Below are 17,050 nucleotides of genomic sequence, written 5' to 3'. Positions count from 1 at the left end.
GGTGGGCGGTGGCGGCTCTGCTGCTCGCGGGCTGTGGAGTCCAACCATCCGGGGTGACAGACGGGGGCAGGGCACCGACAGGCCTCGCCCCCGGGGTGACGCTGTACTTCGTCGACGCGCGGGGCGAGCTCCGGCCGCAGCTTCGGCGGACCGGCCGCCTGGGCACGGTCACCGAAGCGATGTCGTTGCTGCTGTCGGGGCCAGGTGACGCGGACGACCTGCACACCGAGATCACCCCGGTCGGGACGACGCGGGTCGTGGTGACCACCACACCGCACGTGATCGAGCTCCTGGTGCCGCTGACGATCCGCGACGTGACCTCGCTGGGCATCGACCAGGTCGTGTGCACGGCGCTGGGCGTGCAGGTGCAGGGCGGCGGGTCGAGGACCATGAAGGTGCAGGTCCGCTTCGTCCAGCCCACGGCGGAGTCGGACAAGCAGCGGACCTGCCCGTTGATCAGGTGACTGGGCGTCAGGCGGTCGGATATCAGCCCAGTCTGGTGATGTCGATGGTGGGTGGAGCCGGGGCAGGCAGCACCGACCACAGCACGGCGAGGCAGATCATGAGCGCCGCGAACGCGAGCAACCCGTCTCTCCCCCTCGCCCACGGGGCACGGAACCGAACCGGGTCTTCGACGAGATACTTCGACAGCGCGGCCAAGGCGAGCGACACGGCGCAGACCACCACCGTCAGCGGCCATCCGCCGAGCCCCGTCCGCTGCGGGGAGAGGAGTACGACGACGGGCCAGTGCCACAGGTACAGGCTGTAGGAGACCAGCCCCAGCCACCGCAGTGGCTGCCAGGCAAGGACTTTGGCGACCAACGCCTGCGGTGCCTGCACGCACAGCGCGATCAGCAGTGCGGAGGCGAGCGAGTGTGCGAAGAGCCCGCCAGTGAACAGCCACAGCGAGTTCACCCCGTCGACGAGCAACCACGCCGTGCCGATTCCGGCCGCCAGCAACGCCAGCACGGCGCCCGCCGATCGGCCGACCGCACGGGCCAGCGCGGCGCGCGCCGGTCGGGTGGCGACGACTGCGCCCACCAGCAGCGAGAACGCCCGGGTGTCACTGCCGGTGTAGACCCGGGTCGGGTCCGCCGAGCTGACGAGTGTGATCATCAACACCAGTGAGACGGCCGAGGCCAGCGCCGCGGTCAGCGCGACGCGGCGGTCCACCCGCCGCCCGCACCGGGCGATGATCAGCAAGAGCACCGGCCACACCACATAGAACTGTTCCTCGACCGCAATGCTCCACAGGTGCTCGAACACGCGATCCGACCCGAACCGGTCCCAGTAACTGGCCGACTCCGCGAGCAGGTGCCAGTTGACCAGGTTCACCTGGACCCACGGGCCGTCCGCGAGCGTCGTGCGCACCATGTCCGGCGGCCCCACCGCCCAGACCAGCACGGTGACAGCGACGAGCATGGCCGCCAGCGCCGGCAGCAGCCGGCGAATGCGCCTGCCCCAGAAGGCGATCAGCGACACGTCTCCAGTCGCGTCAATCTCCCGGAGCAGCAGGTCGGTGATGAGGTAACCGGACAGGGCGAAGAACAGGTCCACCCCGAGGAATCCACCGGACAGGTGACCGGTGTGGAACAGCAGAACCCCGACGATCGCGGCGCCTCGCAACCCGTCCACCGCAGGCAGATGCGGCTTGCGCCCAGTAGTCGGCCGAGGGGCCTTGGTCGGCTGAAGTTGCGTCATGACGCCGACGGTGCTTTGCCCGTGTGGAGGTGGCGTCCACGTCAGGTCGCAGTCCTGTCCCGCAGCCAACGGACTGGGTACGCACCGGAGGCGGAGCCCCGGCAACGGCGCAGAGTGCTCAGCCGATGTGCAGCCAGACCGAGCCGCCCGGCACGGCCTCCGCGCGCACCCCGTCACCTCACCCACCAGCGGATGTGGACCGTGCTGCTCCGCGCGCGGGCCGACCGCCACCCGCATCTCCGCGGCGCGCCCCGCCGCGATGCCCGCGCCCGAGTCCTCGAAGACCGCACAGTCCTCCGGCCCGAAGCCCAGTTCGGCGGCCCCCTTCAGGAACCCCTCGGGTCGGGCTCGCTCGCGCCGACGGACTCCGCGGTGATGCGCACCCCGGGCATGCCGAGCCCCGCAGCGGCCATACGCGCGCTCGCCAGGGCGACGTCGGCCGAAGTATCCCGGCCGGCGGCCTCCTCGGCGAGGAGAACACGGACGACTTCGGCCGGGTCCCGGCGTTGTGCCTTGGCGGTGGAGAACAGATCGGTCAACGCCCGGCGGATGTCCGGGACTTTGAGCCGCCTGAACTCGGCGAAGGATCTCCACCTGCGTCAGCGTCCGGAGCCTGGGCGGGGCGTCGGCCTCCCACGCGGCGGCCAGGATCTTCTGCCCGTCCCAGCCGAAGGCCTCGGCCAGGGCGGTAACCTCGGCCTTCCCGCCAGGGGCTTTGCCGATCTCCACCTTGCGTCCGTAGCGCTTGTCCCACTCCGGTCCCACCAGCGGGAGCAGCCAGTCCGGGTCCGCCTGGGCGAGTTGTTCCAAGGGCTGCCCGCAGACTCTCGCCGACCAGTTCCAGCCGGCTGAGGGTACGTACCGCCGCGAGCACGTGGGTCGCGTCGGTACGCTGCCGTCCTCCGGGTTTGAGGAGTCCGGCCTCGGTCAGCCGGTGCAGCATCACCTGCAGCAGCCGGCCCGCGGCGTCGGCCTCGGCCAGCCGGGCCCGGAACTCGCACAGCACCGAATGGTCGAAGCCGGGATCATCCAGCTCCAAGCACCAACGCGTCTTTCCAGTCGATCCTGGTCCGGACCCCGCTCGCGACCGAACGGTCGGACAAGTTCTCCGCGAACTGCAGCACCGACACCAGCGCCAACTGCCCCGGCGACAAGCCCGGCCGCCCGTCCTTGGAGAATAGGTCCGCGAAAGCCTCGTCCTTGAACACCACATCCAGTTGGTCCCGCATCAGCATCGCCGGCGTGCCCCTCGCACACGCCCCCACGCTGTCAACACCGTTCGCGCCGGAATCCGTTGGTAACTCCTGGCCCGCAAGGACATCTCCGGCCCACTCCCCGGAACCACCCCGCCCCACTCCACCAAACCGCCGAACAGACGACCTGTCACCACCCCCGCAAGATCGCCAACAGAGTCACGATATTGCTTCTAGGTGCGGCGGGCGATCCAGGTGGTGCGCGTTGTCCGGACGCTCAGGTCACCGCGGCGCACGATGCTGAGCGGATGGGTCTCGACCAAGAGGGCGTCGAGGGCGGCCAGGTCATCCGCTTCCAGCGCGTCGTCGGCATGGGAGCGCAGCTTGGTCAGACAGACCTGTGCGTAACGGCCCAACATCTGACCGGCTTGAGAGGTGGTGAGGCGGATCTGGAAGCGGCGGCGCTCGGCCACGGTGAAGCCGGCGTTCATGAGCGTCCGGTCCCACTCGTGCGGCGGCTCGGTGTTCGTCACGGCGTGCAGCCGTGCCTCCAGCCCAGGGCGGCCGACGCCAGCGTCTTCGGGTAGGAGGCGCGGGAAGAAGTCCGTCTCGCTGACCACCAGCAGACCGCCCGGCCGCAAATGCCGGTACGCCTGATCCAGCGTCCGAGCCGGATCGCTCAGGTGGTGAAGGAAGGCGGCGGCCCACATCAAGTCGTACGGCTCCTCCATGCTGGGCAGGGGCCATGGCTTGTCCAGGTCCGCCTCCAGCGTGCGGATACGTCCTGCGAGGCCGTGCGCGGCTGCCTGCTTCTGCAGCCGGTGCAGCATCTGGGGAGGGGGGCGGCGGCCATGGTGATGCCGACGACCGCGCCCCTGACACGACCCTGGACGGATCGCCACCGACCTCGCAGTGATGCTCGCCGACGGCGGCGAGGCCATCGCGGACCTGGCTGTACTGCGGGACCAGAGTGAGGTTTTCGGCCCGGTCGCCTCCACACCGACGGCCTGGCCACTGCTCGCCGACACCGACGACAAGACACTGGCTTGTCTGCGCTCGGCCCGTGCCCGGGCCCGGGAAGTCGCCTGGCTGCAGGCCGCCGAACATGGTGAGGGCATACCCGCAGTCCAGGCCGCGGGACGCGTGCTGCCCGGTCTGGTCATGGACCTCGACGCCACGCTGATCACCTGCCACTCCGAAAAACAGCAGGCCGCGCCCACCTATAAGGGCGGCTTCGGCTTCCACCCGCTGCTGTGCTTCCTGGCCAACACCGGCGAAGGACTGTCCGGCCGACTGCGACCCGGAAACGCCGGCGCCAACACCGCCAGCGACCACATCACGGTTCTCGACCAGGCGCTCGCCCAGATCCCCGACGCACACCGGCACGGCACCGACATCCTCGTCCGCACCGACAGCACCGGATCCGCGAAAGCCTTCCTCGCCCACATCCGGGCCCTGCGTGAGCGCGGCCTCAACCTGCGGTTCTCGGCCGGATACGCGGTCACCGAGCCGGTCCGCCGCGCCATTCAAGCCGTGCCCAACCCCCTCTGGCATCCCGCCCTGGAACAGGACGGATCACTGCGTGACGGCGCCGAGGTCGCCGAGCTGACCGGCATGCTCGACATGACCGGCTACCCGGCCGGCACGCGCATCATCGTGCGCCGGGAGCGACCGCACCCCGGAGCCCAGCTGTCCCTGTTCGATCAGGACGAGGGTCTGCGACATCAGGTGTTCCTCACCGACACCCCGTACTGCGGTGGCGGCTCCGCCCAATTCCTGGAGGTCCGCCACCGCGGGCACGCCACGGTCGAGGACCGCATCCGGTGCGACAAGACCACCGGCTTCGGCCGCCTCCCCTCCCGCGACTTCAACGTCAACGCCGCCTGGCTCGAACTCAGCCTCGCGGCGATCGACCTGCTGGCCTGGATGCGCGTCCTGCTGCTGGACGGCGAACTCGCCACTGCCGAGCCGAAGAAACTCCGCTACCGGCTGCTGCACGTCGCCGCTCGTCTCACCCGCGGCGGCCGCCGCCAGCGCCTGCGAATATCGGCGACCTGGCCCTGGCGACAGGAACTCGCCACCGCCTTCCACCGCCTCGCAGCACTACCCCGTCCCGCCGGCTGACCAGCAAACCCCCTGACTGCCCACGACCCGAAGGACCTTGGAGAACCCGACCACCGCGCCGGAGCTTCGCCATGCCCAAGCACCGAAATCACATCGCCACGAGAGAGTCGAACCCTCAGCCACGCCTCATCACACCAACCGAAACGGCGAGGTTAAGGAGTACATCGAGAACCAGAAGCGTCCCGGCTGAGTTCAACAGTGCACACCCGTGCTCCGGCGCGCGTCACCCCTATCTCGAGAAGCGATTCCTCCCGGCCATGAGTTCGGGTACCAGCGCCCGCTCGCCGGTGCATGCCCTGCGACGTGCTCCGGTCGACGAATCGAGTCGGCCACCCGACGCCGGTTCAGGCACGCGTGAGGTCGGCCAGGAGTGCGGGCAGGAGGCGTTCCTCCATAACCGTGCTGCCCGATGTCTCCATCGCGAGGGCCAGTCCGGGGTCCCAGGGGCTGGTCGTGGGCGGTCCCGCGAGCGGTGTGGACTCGCCCTCACCGAGTGCGGCCGTGTAGTCGGCGGCCGTCATCCGCCATGGGTGAGCGCCGTGGCGCGCCACGGCGTCCGCGGTGATGCGCAGACCGGCCCAGTCGAAGTCTGCGCGCCAGTGCAGCCGGGCTCCCGCGCGGACGGCGTCGCCGAGCAGTTTGTGGCATGCCGCGGACGGGACGCCCTCGGTGCAGACCAGGGCGGCGCCGGTGTCCTGCAGTTCGCCGGCCGCGGCGCGCAGGACGGCCGGGTTCTCGCAGACGAAGATGGTGCGGGCGGCGGGGACGACGGGGTCGGTGGCAAGCTGCTGGAGGGTAAGCCGGAAGGGGATGCCGAAGCCGGCGGCGTCGCGCAGCCAGTCGCAGACGACGGTGTCGCCCCTGGCGCCGATGTTGAGGACGAGTACCTGGCTGGCGAGGTCGTCCGGGATGGCTCCGGCGCTCTCCCACAGGGCGCGCCGCCCGGCTCGGTCGCGCGGTACGGCGCGGCCGTCGCCGACGCGCTGAGCGAGGGCGCGAAGGACGAGCTGTTCGAGCGGGGTGCCGGGAACCAGGGCCTTGGTGTCGCCCGTGGCCCATTCGGCGAGGACCGGAAGCGGCAGGAGCGCGGAAGACCGTTCCGGCGAGCCCGTGCAGCGTTCCCCGTCGCCGCAGAGCCGTTCCAGGACATGTGCCGCCGCGTCGAGGAGAGGCGCGTCCCCCCGGCGCACCAGACGGGTGAGGGTGCCGTCGGCGGCGATCCGCTCCAGCCAGGCGGCGAACCATCCCTGTCCGGCGAGCCTGCTGGAGCGGACGGATTTCAGAGCCTGGTCGCGGCGGGATTCCTCGTCGGCCCGTTCGGCGGGCCGGTCGCGCAGCGGTCCGTGGAGACGGCCGAGAGTCTGGAGGAGACCGGTGCCGTAGCGGTCGTACAGATACCCGTCCAGGTCACGCAGGGGTATGGCGAGACGCTTGACGGTCTCGGGCCGGTAGCGGCCGGTGACGCCGATGACGGTGCGGCGCTCGGCCTCGCTGGGGCTCGTAAGCCCGATATCGCCGTCGAGTGCGCCGCTGGTGCGCTCCAGCCTGCGGCGGGCGGCGGCGAGCAGCCGGGGCCATCCCTCGCCCCGCAACTCGTCGTATCCGTTCTCTTCACGCGGCTCAGCCGGCAACCGGGGCCTCCTCGGGGGTCGGGACGCGCCGGGTGCCGGGCGAGCCGAGGGCGGCGGTGAGGTCGCCGGTGTCGTCGGCGAGGATCCGGGCGCCGTCCCAGACGAGCAGCAGCGCGGAGACGGTGTGGTCGACGGCGGTGTGCGCGAGGTCGTAGTGGGCGGCGGCGGACACGGAGGTGTGGGCGGCCCACAGGTCGTAGCCGGTCATGAACATATCGAGGTCGAACTGCGCGGCCAGCGACATGAGTTCACCGCGCCCGGTGTCGTCCACGCCGGCGAAGGCCTCGTCGAGGGCGAGCAGACGCGGGGCGTGCGGGTCGGCGGAGTTGAGCATGGCGTGCGCGGCGGCGAACAGCGGCAGGTGCAGCGACACCGACTGCTCGCCACCCGACAGCCGGCTGTGCCGGGCACGGGTGAGCCTCTCCTCCGTCTTGTCGGGGCGTACGAGCTGGAACGCGAACTGCCGCCAGCGCCGGTAGTCCAGGACCTCGGACAGCAGTTCGCGGTAGGGCTGGTCGCGGTGGCGGGCGCGGGCGTTCTTGATCTGCGCGGCGAAGTGCGTGCGCACCCGGGCGAGCCCTTCGGGTCCGAGGCGGGCGGCGTCGGCGTCGAGGAGGGCGCAGACGGCGCGCTGTTCGTCGTCGAGGTGGTCGGCGAGCAGCCAGCTGACCCCGACCGTCGTCCCCGAGGACATGGTGCGCCGGCGCATGTCGGTGTTCATGCGCCTGATCAGGTCACGGGCGTCGACCGTACGGTCGTGGATCTGCTGGGCGAGCCGGGTGAGCAGGGCGTCCTCCAGGATCCGCTGCTCGGACTCGGAGAGCAGTTCGGCCTGCTCACGCCGGTGGGAGGAGATCTTCTGGGCGAAGGCGGCGACGGGCAGTGGTCCCTCCTCATCGGCCACGCGGACGAGGATGACGCCGTCGGAGCCGTCCCATTCCGGCCGGTAGTCCTGTCCGGCAGCGGCGAGCTGCGCCTGGAGGTCGTCCAGGGCCTTGGTGAGCCGGGTGACGGACTGTTTGAGACTGGTCTCGGTGGGGGTGAGGTCGCGGGTCGCGGAGAGGATAGCCTCGTGCACAGCGGCCACGGCCGACGGTAGCGTCTCGCCGGCCCAGTCGGCTTCCTGGGCGGGCCAGGCCAGGCCGGGCGGGCAGCGCAGGATGTCGAGGAGTTCCCGGGCGGCGTACGGTCGCAGGGAACGGGCGGTGTCCTTCTCCTCCGCCGCGGCGACCTCCCTGGCCTCGGTCGCGGCCGTACGGCGGGCCTCGGCCGCCGCGGTGCCCGCGATCGCGTTGTGCTGGGCGGTGCGGGCCGCCTCGGCCTCCCGGACCAGGGCGTCGATGCCGTCCTCGGTTTCCTGTACCTGGCGCATCACCTTCTGTGCTTCGGCCCCGACGGTCTCTTGGAGGGCTTCGAGTCCCGCGGCCTCCTCGGCGTGCCGGCGGCGCGCCGCGCGTTCGGTGTCCGCCGCCGCCTCCTCGTCCTCGGCGGCGGCGGTGAGGCGGTCGGCGGCGGCCGCAGCCGCCTCGCTCTGGCGGGCGTGTTCGCGGCGTCGGGCGAAGAGTTCACGGACCGCCGTCTCGAAGGCGCGGGTGGCGGTCTCGACGGCGTCGACGCGGTCGGTCTCGATGGCGTGCTCGGCCGCCGTGCGGCGCAGGGCGCGCTCGGCGACCGAGCAGGCGGCCACCGACTCGTCATACGCGCCCTGGGCGGCGTAGGCGGCGTCGCGGTTGGCGCGCAGCCTCGCCGCGGCCCGGTCGAGCTCGCGCAGCGCCTGCGTGATGCCGGTGGTGCGGGGCAGGGCGGCGCGGGCAGCGGCGTACGCGTCGAGGGCGGCGTCCGTACGATCCTGTGCGCGCCTCAACTCGTCAAGCTGGGCGGCGAGTTCGGCCAGCAGCGTCTCGCAGGCCGCGATCCGGGTGGCTCGCCGACGGGCGCGGGCGGTGGCGCCGACGTACTCGGCGTGTTCCTTGGTGTGGGCGCCGACCAGGACACCGGCCGCGTACCGGCCGTCGGGGCCGATCTGTGGGATGCCGGTGCCGAGGTCGCCGGTGGCGGCGACCGAGCGCAGTACGGCGGCGATCCGGGCGGCGGCCGGGACCGCAGCGGCGTCCTCCGAATTCCCGGGGTCGTCGGGCCGCAGGAAATCGGCGAGGCTCGGTCCGCTCACCGGGGCACCGGCACGGAGGTAGCCCTCGCTGTGCCCGGCCGCCACGGTGGTGTCCTCGACGGTGACGAGTGCGTCGAGGAGGCCCGAAGCCTCCAGGGCAGCTTCCAGGCCCGCTCGTTGACGATCCGTCAGTTTGTCGTCGAAGTCGACGAGCCGCCACAGCGGAACCCCGTCGCCCGCCGACCGGTCTGCGGTGCGGCCACGGGCCGGCGGCGGGGCGTCGTCGTGCTCGGCGGCGATCCGGTCGCGTTCGGCTTCCGTCTCGGCGCGGCGGCGCTCGACGTCGGTGCGCCGGGCGCGCAGGGCGGCGAGAGTGTCGCGCAGTTCCTGCACAGCGGGTGCGGTGGCCTGGGTGAAGGCGTCGGTGAGGGTGACAGCCTCGGCCTCGCCGGTGAGTTCGAGGGCTGCAAAGAGCCGAGCGACCCCCTCCTCGGTCAGGAGTCCTGGGTGCGCCTGCCCCCACTGCCGTAGCGCCTCACTCGCCTTCTCCCGGGCGGACTCGACAGCCGACTCCGCTGCGGTCTCCGCGGCTTCCGCCGCGGTGGCGGTCTCCTGCGCGCGGTCGAGCGAGATGCGGGCGAGGTCGCGGGTCTGCTCGGCGCCGCGTGCGGCCTGCTGTGCGGCGCGCACGGCCCGGACGCCTTCGTGACGGGCGGTGGCTAGTGCGGCGGAGCGTTCGGCGAGGCCGGCGGGCTCGGCATCCGCCGGGGTCCAGGGCAGGCCCGCGGTGTGGGCGTGGTCGGCGACCGTGGCGGCGTCCCGGGAGACGGCGGCGTCTAGTTCGGCGGCGACCCGCGCGGCGTGTTCGGCCTCGGCGCGGGCGCGGCCGGTGGCGGTGCTGCGGCGTTCGCGTTCGGCGCTCGCCTGCCGGGCGGTCTGCTCGCAGGTGCGCACCAGGCGCTCCAGGTCGGCCAGTTGCTCGACGGCCTGGTACGCGGCCGAGGAGCGCAGCTGATCGAGCCGGGAGCGCTGGGCGGCGAGCGCCGCGTCGGCCGCCTCGGCTCGCGTCTCGGCGGCGGTCTGCCGCTCGCGGGCCGCCGTCAGGTCCGCGGCGGCGGCGCGCAGGGCGGCGGCGCGCTCGGCGGTCTCGGTACGGCGGGCGGTGAGCCGGTCCGCGGCGCTGCGGGCGTGGACCCGCAGGTAGGTGGAGTAGCTCGCGAGGAAGGCCCGGGTGGCGTCGTCGGCGGCGGCCAGCCCCTCCAGGGTGCGCTGTACGGACTCCATGTCGTCGAAGGAACGGGCCGCTTCGGCGATCAGGTCGTCGTCGAGCGGGCGCAGACCGGCGGTGAGGGTGTCGGAGAGCTTGGCCGGGTCGAGGTTCTTGGCGAGTTGCGGGCGGCGCAGGGTGAGGATCAGGGTGAGCAGTTGCTCGTACCGCTCCGGACCGAGGCCGAACAGGCGCCGGTCGACGGCGGCGCGGTAGTCGGCTGTGGAGGCGATCAGCTCGCGTCCGAGTTCGGCGGCGAGTTGCTTCTTCGTCATCGGCCGGTCGTCGTGGGTGAGGAGGGAGAAGTCCTCGCCGACCCGGCCCTCCGCGACGAAGTGCCAGCGCGCGGGTGTGTCGCGGTGGCGCTGGGCGTGCAGCCCGATGCCGCAGGTGACGGCCTCGCCCGTCTCCCGGTGGGTGAACTCGATCCAGACGTAGCCGAGAGCGCTGTCCTGCCCGCGGAAGAGCAGGTTGGACTTCATCGTGCGGTCCTCGGCGGCGAACGGGTTGAGCCGCTTGGGGTCGATACGGCCGTCGAGAACGAAGGGGAAGAGGACTTCGAGGGCCTTGGTCTTGCCGGATCCGTTCGGACCGCGCAGCACGAGCCAGCCGCCTGCGAAGGAGAACTCCTCGTCCCGGTAGTCCCACAGGTTGATGATCCCGGCACGGGTGGGGACGAACCGGGCCGAGGAGGTGGGGGTCTGCGTGGGAGCGGGAGCGGGGGTGCTGCTCACGGAGTCGGGTCCTTGGCGGTGTCGTCGGCGAAGAGGGCGGTCGGGAGGGGCGGTTGGGTCGCCGTACGGGTTCTCACGCGGGCCGTGACACCCCGGTAGCGGGCGAGCAGCGGGAGCGCGAGCGCTCCGCCGTCGACCCGGGCGATCAATGACATGGCGGCCAGCAGGGCGAGGGCCTGGTCCAGCAGCCGGTCCGGGTCGCCTCGCAGATCGGCGGCGAAGCCCGCGCCGTACTCAGCGGTGACCTCCTTGAGTCTGCCCCGGAGCCAGGAGTCCGTGATGAAGGGGTAACGGGTCTCCGTCGGCTCCTGATCCTCGTCGGCGGGTGCCTCGTACGCCGACTCCTCGTCCGGCTCTGCGAGTCCGGCGAGTTCGGCGACCAGACCACGCGACGGCAGGGCCGCGTCGATACGCCGGGCGCGGGCCGCCAGGCGTTCGGCGGCCGTGGGCGCGGGCAACAGTTCGAGGGCGTGCCGTCCGGAACGCTGGACGGCGGCGCTGATCCGGGCGGCGAGAAGCAGCGCGGCCTGCGCGACGGTGCCGCCGCCGGGGAAGCGGAGGTCGGACAGCCGGCCGGAGGTGTCGATGAGCGCCACGCCCTCGGCCCGCCGCTCCACCGTCAGTCCGGTCAGGCGCTCCAGGTCCTCGGCGAGGGCGGAGGCCCGCAGCTGGCCCAGGAGTTCGGTATCGGCGTCGGCGTAGTAGGCGACCGGGTTCTCCAGCACCAGGCGGCGGGCACGGCGGGCCTGGTCACGGCGCTGAGCGGCACGCCCCGCGGACAGGCCCAGCGCGCCGGAGAAGTCCAGCAGCGCGGTGACCGAGGTCAGGTGCTGCAGGACGCGGGTCGGTTGGTGGACGGCGAGAAGGATCTCCCGGTCGATGTCGTACAGGGCCTCGGCGCGCTCGGGATCGCCGGCCCATGCGGTGGCGGAGCCGTCGGCGAGGTTGAGCGCGCCGCGTTCGGTGAGCCAGGTGACGGCGTCGACGAAAGCGTCCCGGTCGGCCTTCCGCGCGGTGTCGAGGCCGAGTCCGTCGATGCGTACGGCGTCGGCGGCGACCGCGTCGGCCAGCTCACCGAGCGCCACCTGCGCGCCGTGCCGACCCAGGGCCGCGAGGGCGAGGACGAGGTAGGCGTAGCGGCGGCGGTCGAAGGGGCGGCCTGCGCGGGTGAGGGCCGGGCGGGTGGCGTCCAGGCCGTCCTGGGCTCGCTGGAGCCGGGCGGTGTCGGCGGTGGTCACGAGCCGGTACCCGAGCACCTCCATCAGGTCGGTGCGCAACTGATCGGCCCACCGGCGCACTGTCGCCAGCGCCGCCTTGTCCGGGTACCCGGGCGTGACCAGCGGATGCCGCAGGACGAGACGCACCGCCTTCTGATAGTCGGCGAGTTCGAGCGGGGAGACTCCCTCGGCGACACGGCTCATACGGCGACCTCGCTCATGCGGTGACCTCCAGGCGCAGCCCGTCCAGATGGAGTCGGCCCCGCACGGTGTCGACGGTCGTGGAGCCCTCGGCGGGGGTGAGGGTGAGCCGTACCCCGTGGGCGGATCCGGAGGCGGCGGTGACCCGGCGGCTGGTGGGGACGCGGGCAGCGAGCGCCACGTTCAGCAGGGCCAGCAGGGCGCGCGTCTCGGGCTCGTCGAGGGTCCGGCCGTACACGCCGTCAGAGGCGAGGGAGTTCGCGGCGCCCCGTCGCTCGGCCTGCTCCTTGAGCTGCTCGGCGCGCAGCAGCGCCCGCCGGTCGTCGTCGCGTTCGATGCGGCCGGGGCCATGCAGGGCAGGGGTGCGACCGGACTGGACGAGGGTGCGGGCAAGTTCAACCGGTTCGGCCTCCCACCAGGACGTACGCCCCGGAATCTGCTCGGGATCGGCGTACGGAACGGCGATGTGACGGGGCGCTCCGAGCCCGAAGACCGCCTGGAACAGTGCGTGCGCGTCCTCGTCGCTCTCGCAGGAGGTGAACCACTGGGCCAGGTGGCGCAGTTGGCTCTCCCGGCTCACCCCGCCCCGGCGGGCCTCAGTGACCCGGCGCAGCAGGGCGAGGACGGAGCGGATCGCGGTGACGGTGGCGTCCTGAAGCCGCTCGGTCTCGCTGTGCTCGCGCTCCGCGAACCAGTGGACGATGCCGTCCCACCGGTGCCGCCAGTCCGCGAGGCGCTCGGCGGGGCTGCGAAACAGCCGTTCGTCGGCCTCGGCCGCGTACTCGATCATGCGGTCCACACCGGTGGCCGCGGCCTTCTCAACCGCCTCGGCGAGCAGCGGGGCGTAGCGCCCGAGTTCGGCGGTGAACTCCCGCATGTGCGCGAGGAGCGTGTCCTTGTGGGCGAGGAACACCTCGGGCCGGGTGTCGTTGGTACGCGCCAGGTCGCCGAGCATGAGGTAGAAACGGGCGGCGCGCTGCGCCATCTCGTTCAGCACCGAGTCGAGACGGCCGAGCTTGCGGTAGACCTCCTCGCCGTCACCTGCGGTGTTGGCCTCGGCCAGCGCACGCAGGTCGCCGAGGATGTCGGGGAAGACGAGGCGGGAGAGCTGGGCGTCCTCCAGGCTCGCGCCGAGCACGTCCTCCACCGCCCGGTAGGCCCGGTACCCGGCCTGGGTGAACTGGTACACGTAGTGCCGGTTGCGGTACTCGGCGAGGTTCGCGGCGCGCGTCCCGTCGTACGACCGGTCCAGCACCTGCCACTCCGCGAGCGCGTCGAGCAACGGCTGCACGCCCGCCGTCCCGCCGACGACTCCCACGGCCGGGTGGTCGACGGCGAGCCGCTCCAGCAGTCCCACCGCGTCCGAAGCGTGCAGCAGCACCTGGTAGTTGGCGCGTCCGCGGTCGAAGGCCCGCAGCAGCCACAGATACTCGTGACGCTTCTCGGCGGCGGCGAAGTGGAACAGCCGCAGCCGGTCGTCGAGGGAGAACGCGTCGATACCAAACACGCCCTCATCCACGGGGTCCGCGGCGCGGCGCTCCAGGAGGTCGAACTCGTCACTCACGGAACTGTGGGCTTCCCTTCCACCCGCCTTCGGCTGGTACACGTCCGGCCGGACGTGTACCGCGGATCCACACCAGTCTGCCGCATCCCGACCGGGTCGCTTGCAACGCTTCTCGGTCCACGCTACTTGTGCTACTTTGCGCCCGTCTCACGCTCCATGCAGGGCTGCGGCCGCCGTAGCGGCCGGCTCAGCGGCGGGTTACCGCGTACGCCCTGAGCCACCCCGTCCCCAGCCGGTTACCCCCTGGTGAAGACGGCCGCCCCGCTGTTGCCGGCCGAGTTGACCGACGGGTCCTCGGGCGGCGAGAGCAAGGTGGTCGCCTCGCCGTGGCCGCTGTGCAGGATCGTGGTCGCGCCGTTCCACAGCCGGATCACCGAACCCAGTGGGGCCACCACCCGGAACCTGTCCTTCCGCAGGTCCAGGTGGACGCCGGTGGCACGCTCCGCGAGCAGCGCGCGATAACGGCCCATAGCGGACTCTTGAAAACCACAATGTCGATGGTTAGGGCGAGCGTCAGCGGCCGACGGACGAAGTCCAGAGCGGCCGGCCGTCAGCGACCGGCGGCGCTTGACCTTCCGGCCCGCCAGCCCGAGCTCGGCCATCAGCTTCGCCACGGTTTTTACCGACACCCGCCAGCCCCGGCGCCCCAGCTCGATGAACACTTTCGGCGAGCCGTACGTGCCCCCGGAGCAGCGGAAGATCTCCTCGATCTCCTCCGCCGGGTGCTGTCGGCGCATCTCCCCCTCGATGGGCGGGCGTCGCCACTTGTAGTACCACGACTCCGACACCCCTAAAGCCCGGCAGGCGACGCGATGCGGTAAGCCCTCCTCGGCCTTGCAGATGCTGATCACCCCGACCGCCACGGCCGGGTCCGTCTCAGCTACTTCACCCACCAGGCCACGAATCGCTTGCACACATCACGCTGCATCTCTCCCAGCTGTCGGCGCGGAGGCCTTGGCGGGCCTGACTCGGTACGGACCGCGGGAAAGATCCCTGCTCGATCAGCTCGTCCAGGTCTTGATCTGAGCGGCGACCTCCCGCACCGGGAGCCCGTCCCGGGCCGCGCGGGCCAAGGGGACAACGGTGTCCAGACCCGGGCTCACCGGAAGGCCACACGCCGAGAGGTAGGCCGCGGTCACCGTGGCCGCGTAAAGAAGATTGCGCGCTTCCAGACTGGGGTTCCTCGCCAGTTCGCACAGCAGTGCGGCGGCCTTGTGATGGGGCTCAGGATAGACCTCGTGGTCCAGGATCTCCGCTCGGTGACGTGCTTCCGCTGCGACTGGCACGCCGTAGTCGACGACCTGGGGATCTCCCGGGATCTGCTGCGCTACTGCCAGGAGCCACGCGAGATCGATTCGGAGATTCACGCGGCGTCCCTCGGCGCGCTCTCTGCCAGCCCTGCCGGAAGACCGGGGTACCGGTCCTCGCCGACCTCCGCCTCGAACTGCTCCGTGTACCCGGCCAGGAACGCCGCTGCGCCAGTCATGAAGGCGGCACGCGACTGGTTCACATCAGCCTCGATCAAGTCGGCCACGTATCCCTGCAAGCTCAAGCCGCGGCGCTTGGCCCGGTCCTCGGCCGCCGCCCTGATGGCGTCGTCCAGTCGGATATTCGTCTGCTTTGCCATACCCACCACCATAGCTAACCCCTGATACCGTCCGCTAGCACTCACGCAGAGGCCGGGATCACAGAAGTGGTCGGTCACGCGGGGGTGCCACCGGCATGGGCCGAGTGGGTGGAGCGCTGGAACAGCACGACGACCATGACTCACCGCTCCCGCCTCCACAACCGGGCCGCGTTGCTGAAAGCAGGCCGGTGGATTGCAGCGGAGCAGCCGGAAGCTGCTGATCCCGCCGCATGGACCCGTCAGACGTGCGCGGCCTGGATCGCGGCTGTCGACCGCACGATCGAGCCGAAGCTGGACGGCCTCGCGGTCGCCGCCCGCCACACCCACGGCCGGCTGAGACAGCTGATCACCCGCGGGGACGGGACGGCCGGGGAGGACGTCTCGCACGCGATCGGCACCATCGAAGGCCTGCCCGACGAACTGGCCGAACCGGTCACCGTGGAAGTCCGGGGCGAAGTCCTCATGACGACCGCCCAGTTCGAGCACGGCAACGAGGTGCGCACCGCATACGGCAGGCAGCCGTTCGCCAACCCGCGCGGCGCCGCGGCGGGCACCCTGCGCGCCAAGGAGCGCGCCTACACCGTGCCGATGACGTTCTTCGGCTACGGCCTGCTGCCCCTGCCCGACACCGAGACCGAACTCGCCGCACGACTGGGCGAGCTCGCGCACAGCGACCTGATGGCGCAGGCCGCCACGTACGGGATCAACACCACCGCCACCACCGCGGTGCCCGGCATCACCGCCGCCACCGTCGATCAGGTGCTGGCCCGGGTCCAGGAGATCGCCGCACTGCGGGCACAGCTGCCCTTCGGCATCGACGGGATCGTCATCCAGGCCGTAAGGGCTCGTAAAGAATCAACACGTTGCTTCACGGTGTCTGTGTCGTTGGTGTGGTACGCGCATACCGAGCGAGGTTCGTGACCAACTCGCCCTGAGATTCGGGGTGTTGTTCCCCCATCTGAATGAGCGGCAGCAGCGGTTGGCGCTGGCCGCCGAGGCCCGGCTGCTGGGGCACGGCGGGGTGAGGGCTGTCGCCCGTGCCGCGGGGGTGAGCGAGACGACGGTGCGCAAGGGAGTCTTCGAGCTGGAGGGCGGTGAGGATCCCTTGCCCGATGGCCGCGTCAGGGCGCTCAATGCTGGTCATTCGGGGTTACCTCGATCTTGCTCGGCAATTGATAGGCGGTCATGCTGGGCTCACCTTGGCGATCTGATGCCGGGACCGCGCAAGCAGATCCGGCGAGAAGTACGGGTCCCTCCAATACTTGGCCTCGTAGGCCGCGTCCACGAGGGTCTTCACGTCCTCGTTGTTCACCACCTCAAACGTGGCTTCCCTGGTACGACCGCCGGTGGTCACCATTCCGCGTTGTTGGCGGTGCGGCGGCAGCGAACCAACGTGACCCAGGCGTGGCTGATCTGACGTAGACGTCACCGTCGACCGGTACTGACCAAACCCAGGTCATCGTGCCAGGAGTCACTCCGTCTTCTCGATAGGGTGCTATGTGGAAGTCGTCCGTCCCGGCGATTCTCGCGAGTTCTTCTGCTGTCCAAGTCGACACGACTCTCGCTCCTTCCGGTGCTTTCGGCGGGCCTGGACGGACACGGACCCACCCTCCGAGCTCCAGGCCCTGATCGACGCGGTCACCACCGGACACGGTCTTGATCTCTACCGCCGGATTTAACG

General features: G+C 71.3%; 13 protein-coding genes and 4 pseudogenes. 4 read left to right on the top strand and 13 right to left on the bottom strand.

Going from position 1 to position 17,050, the window contains the following annotated elements:
- Positions 1-53 precede the first annotated feature (53 nt).
- The gene (locus ACIRVK_RS39820) at positions 54-464 is read left to right on the top strand and encodes a hypothetical protein (RefSeq protein WP_404256079.1); all 411 of its coding nucleotides are present in this window, start codon (positions 54-56) and stop codon (positions 462-464) included.
- Positions 465-486: 22 nt separating this feature from the next.
- On the opposite strand, the gene ACIRVK_RS39815 is transcribed toward ACIRVK_RS39820, so the two are convergent.
- The 4 genes and pseudogenes from ACIRVK_RS39815 to ACIRVK_RS39800 all read right to left on the bottom strand — a co-directional run bounded on the left by ACIRVK_RS39815 (position 487) and on the right by ACIRVK_RS39800 (position 3,724).
- Entirely contained in the window at positions 487-1,701 is a 1,215-nt protein-coding gene (locus ACIRVK_RS39815; protein WP_404256077.1) for an acyltransferase family protein, read from the bottom strand.
- Positions 1,702-1,819: 118 nt separating this feature from the next.
- Positions 1,820-2,147 (bottom strand): annotated as a pseudogene (locus tag ACIRVK_RS39810) (HAD-IA family hydrolase); the annotation flags it as partial.
- A gap of 579 nt (positions 2,148-2,726) precedes the next feature.
- Entirely contained in the window at positions 2,727-2,936 is a 210-nt protein-coding gene (locus ACIRVK_RS39805) for a transposase (protein WP_404256075.1), read from the bottom strand.
- Between the two features lie 191 nt (positions 2,937-3,127).
- Complete coding sequence (locus ACIRVK_RS39800; RefSeq protein ID WP_404256073.1) at positions 3,128-3,724, bottom strand: class I SAM-dependent methyltransferase; 597 nt, start codon at positions 3,722-3,724, stop codon at positions 3,128-3,130.
- Positions 3,725-3,773: 49 nt separating this feature from the next.
- Between ACIRVK_RS39800 and ACIRVK_RS39795 the strand changes: the two are divergent.
- Positions 3,774-5,018: pseudogene (locus ACIRVK_RS39795) on the top strand (IS1380 family transposase); the annotation flags it as partial.
- A gap of 344 nt (positions 5,019-5,362) precedes the next feature.
- Here ACIRVK_RS39795 and ACIRVK_RS39790 read toward each other — a convergent pair.
- The 7 genes from ACIRVK_RS39790 to ACIRVK_RS39760 form a co-directional block, all read right to left on the bottom strand.
- Entirely contained in the window at positions 5,363-6,649 is a 1,287-nt protein-coding gene (locus tag ACIRVK_RS39790) for a TIGR02679 family protein (RefSeq protein WP_404256071.1), read from the bottom strand.
- Positions 6,639-10,760 carry a TIGR02680 family protein gene (locus ACIRVK_RS39785; protein WP_404256069.1) on the bottom strand — a complete coding sequence of 1,374 codons (4,122 nt, stop codon included), beginning with the start codon at positions 10,758-10,760 and terminating at the stop codon, positions 6,639-6,641. The genes ACIRVK_RS39790 and ACIRVK_RS39785 overlap by 11 nt, the downstream gene beginning before the upstream one ends.
- On the bottom strand, positions 10,757-12,181 hold the full coding sequence (locus ACIRVK_RS39780; RefSeq protein WP_404256067.1) for a TIGR02678 family protein: 1,425 nt from the start codon (positions 12,179-12,181) through the stop codon (positions 10,757-10,759). Before ACIRVK_RS39780 ends, ACIRVK_RS39785 begins: the two co-directional genes overlap by 4 nt.
- Positions 12,182-12,194: 13 nt before the next feature.
- On the bottom strand, positions 12,195-13,742 hold the full coding sequence (locus tag ACIRVK_RS39775; protein ID WP_404256065.1) for a TIGR02677 family protein: 1,548 nt from the start codon (positions 13,740-13,742) through the stop codon (positions 12,195-12,197).
- 236 nt (positions 13,743-13,978) lie between these two features.
- Complete coding sequence (locus tag ACIRVK_RS39770; protein WP_404256063.1) at positions 13,979-14,605, bottom strand: IS3 family transposase; 627 nt, start codon at positions 14,603-14,605, stop codon at positions 13,979-13,981.
- Between the two features lie 138 nt (positions 14,606-14,743).
- Positions 14,744-15,109 carry a hypothetical protein gene (locus ACIRVK_RS39765; RefSeq protein ID WP_319656745.1) on the bottom strand — a complete coding sequence of 122 codons (366 nt, stop codon included), beginning with the start codon at positions 15,107-15,109 and terminating at the stop codon, positions 14,744-14,746.
- Complete coding sequence (locus ACIRVK_RS39760) at positions 15,106-15,369, bottom strand: hypothetical protein (protein WP_404256061.1); 264 nt, start codon at positions 15,367-15,369, stop codon at positions 15,106-15,108. The genes ACIRVK_RS39765 and ACIRVK_RS39760 overlap by 4 nt, the downstream gene beginning before the upstream one ends.
- Positions 15,370-15,645: 276 nt before the next feature.
- Between ACIRVK_RS39760 and ACIRVK_RS39755 the strand changes: the two are divergent.
- Positions 15,646-16,206 (top strand): annotated as a pseudogene (locus ACIRVK_RS39755) (NAD-dependent DNA ligase LigA); the annotation flags it as partial.
- 94 nt (positions 16,207-16,300) lie between these two features.
- Positions 16,301-16,510, top strand: a pseudogene (locus tag ACIRVK_RS39750) (ISAzo13 family transposase); the annotation flags it as partial.
- Between the two features lie 42 nt (positions 16,511-16,552).
- On the opposite strand, the gene ACIRVK_RS39745 reads toward ACIRVK_RS39750, so the two are convergent.
- Positions 16,553-16,681, bottom strand: a complete 129-nt coding sequence (locus ACIRVK_RS39745; RefSeq protein ID WP_404256059.1) for a hypothetical protein — start codon at positions 16,679-16,681, stop codon at positions 16,553-16,555.
- A 4-nt stretch (positions 16,682-16,685) separates the two neighbouring features.
- Positions 16,686-16,925 (bottom strand): DUF2255 family protein, encoded by a 240-nt coding sequence (locus ACIRVK_RS39740; protein WP_404256125.1) that lies wholly within the window; start codon positions 16,923-16,925, stop codon positions 16,686-16,688.
- Between the last annotated feature and the right edge of the window lie 125 nt (positions 16,926-17,050).

It is taken from the genome of Streptomyces sp. NPDC101152 (assembly GCF_044768275.1).
Taxonomy (GTDB): Bacteria; Actinomycetota; Actinomycetes; order Streptomycetales; family Streptomycetaceae; genus Streptomyces.
Note: the sequence above shows the minus strand (reverse complement) of the source record. Positions and strands in the feature narration are given on the sequence as shown.

What these genes read in the sequence shown, in the direction of transcription:
- ACIRVK_RS39815 (WP_404256077.1), bottom strand. Translation starts at nt 1,701, where the DNA reads ATGACGCAACTTCAGCCGACCAAGGCCCCTCGGCCGACTACTGGGCGC.
- ACIRVK_RS39805 (WP_404256075.1), bottom strand. Translation starts at nt 2,936, where the DNA reads ATGCTGATGCGGGACCAACTGGATGTGGTGTTCAAGGACGAGGCTTTC.
- ACIRVK_RS39800 (WP_404256073.1), bottom strand. Translation starts at nt 3,724, where the DNA reads ATGCTGCACCGGCTGCAGAAGCAGGCAGCCGCGCACGGCCTCGCAGGA.
- ACIRVK_RS39780 (WP_404256067.1), bottom strand. Translation starts at nt 12,181, where the DNA reads ATGAGCCGTGTCGCCGAGGGAGTCTCCCCGCTCGAACTCGCCGACTAT.
- ACIRVK_RS39760 (WP_404256061.1), bottom strand. Translation starts at nt 15,369, where the DNA reads ATGGCAAAGCAGACGAATATCCGACTGGACGACGCCATCAGGGCGGCG.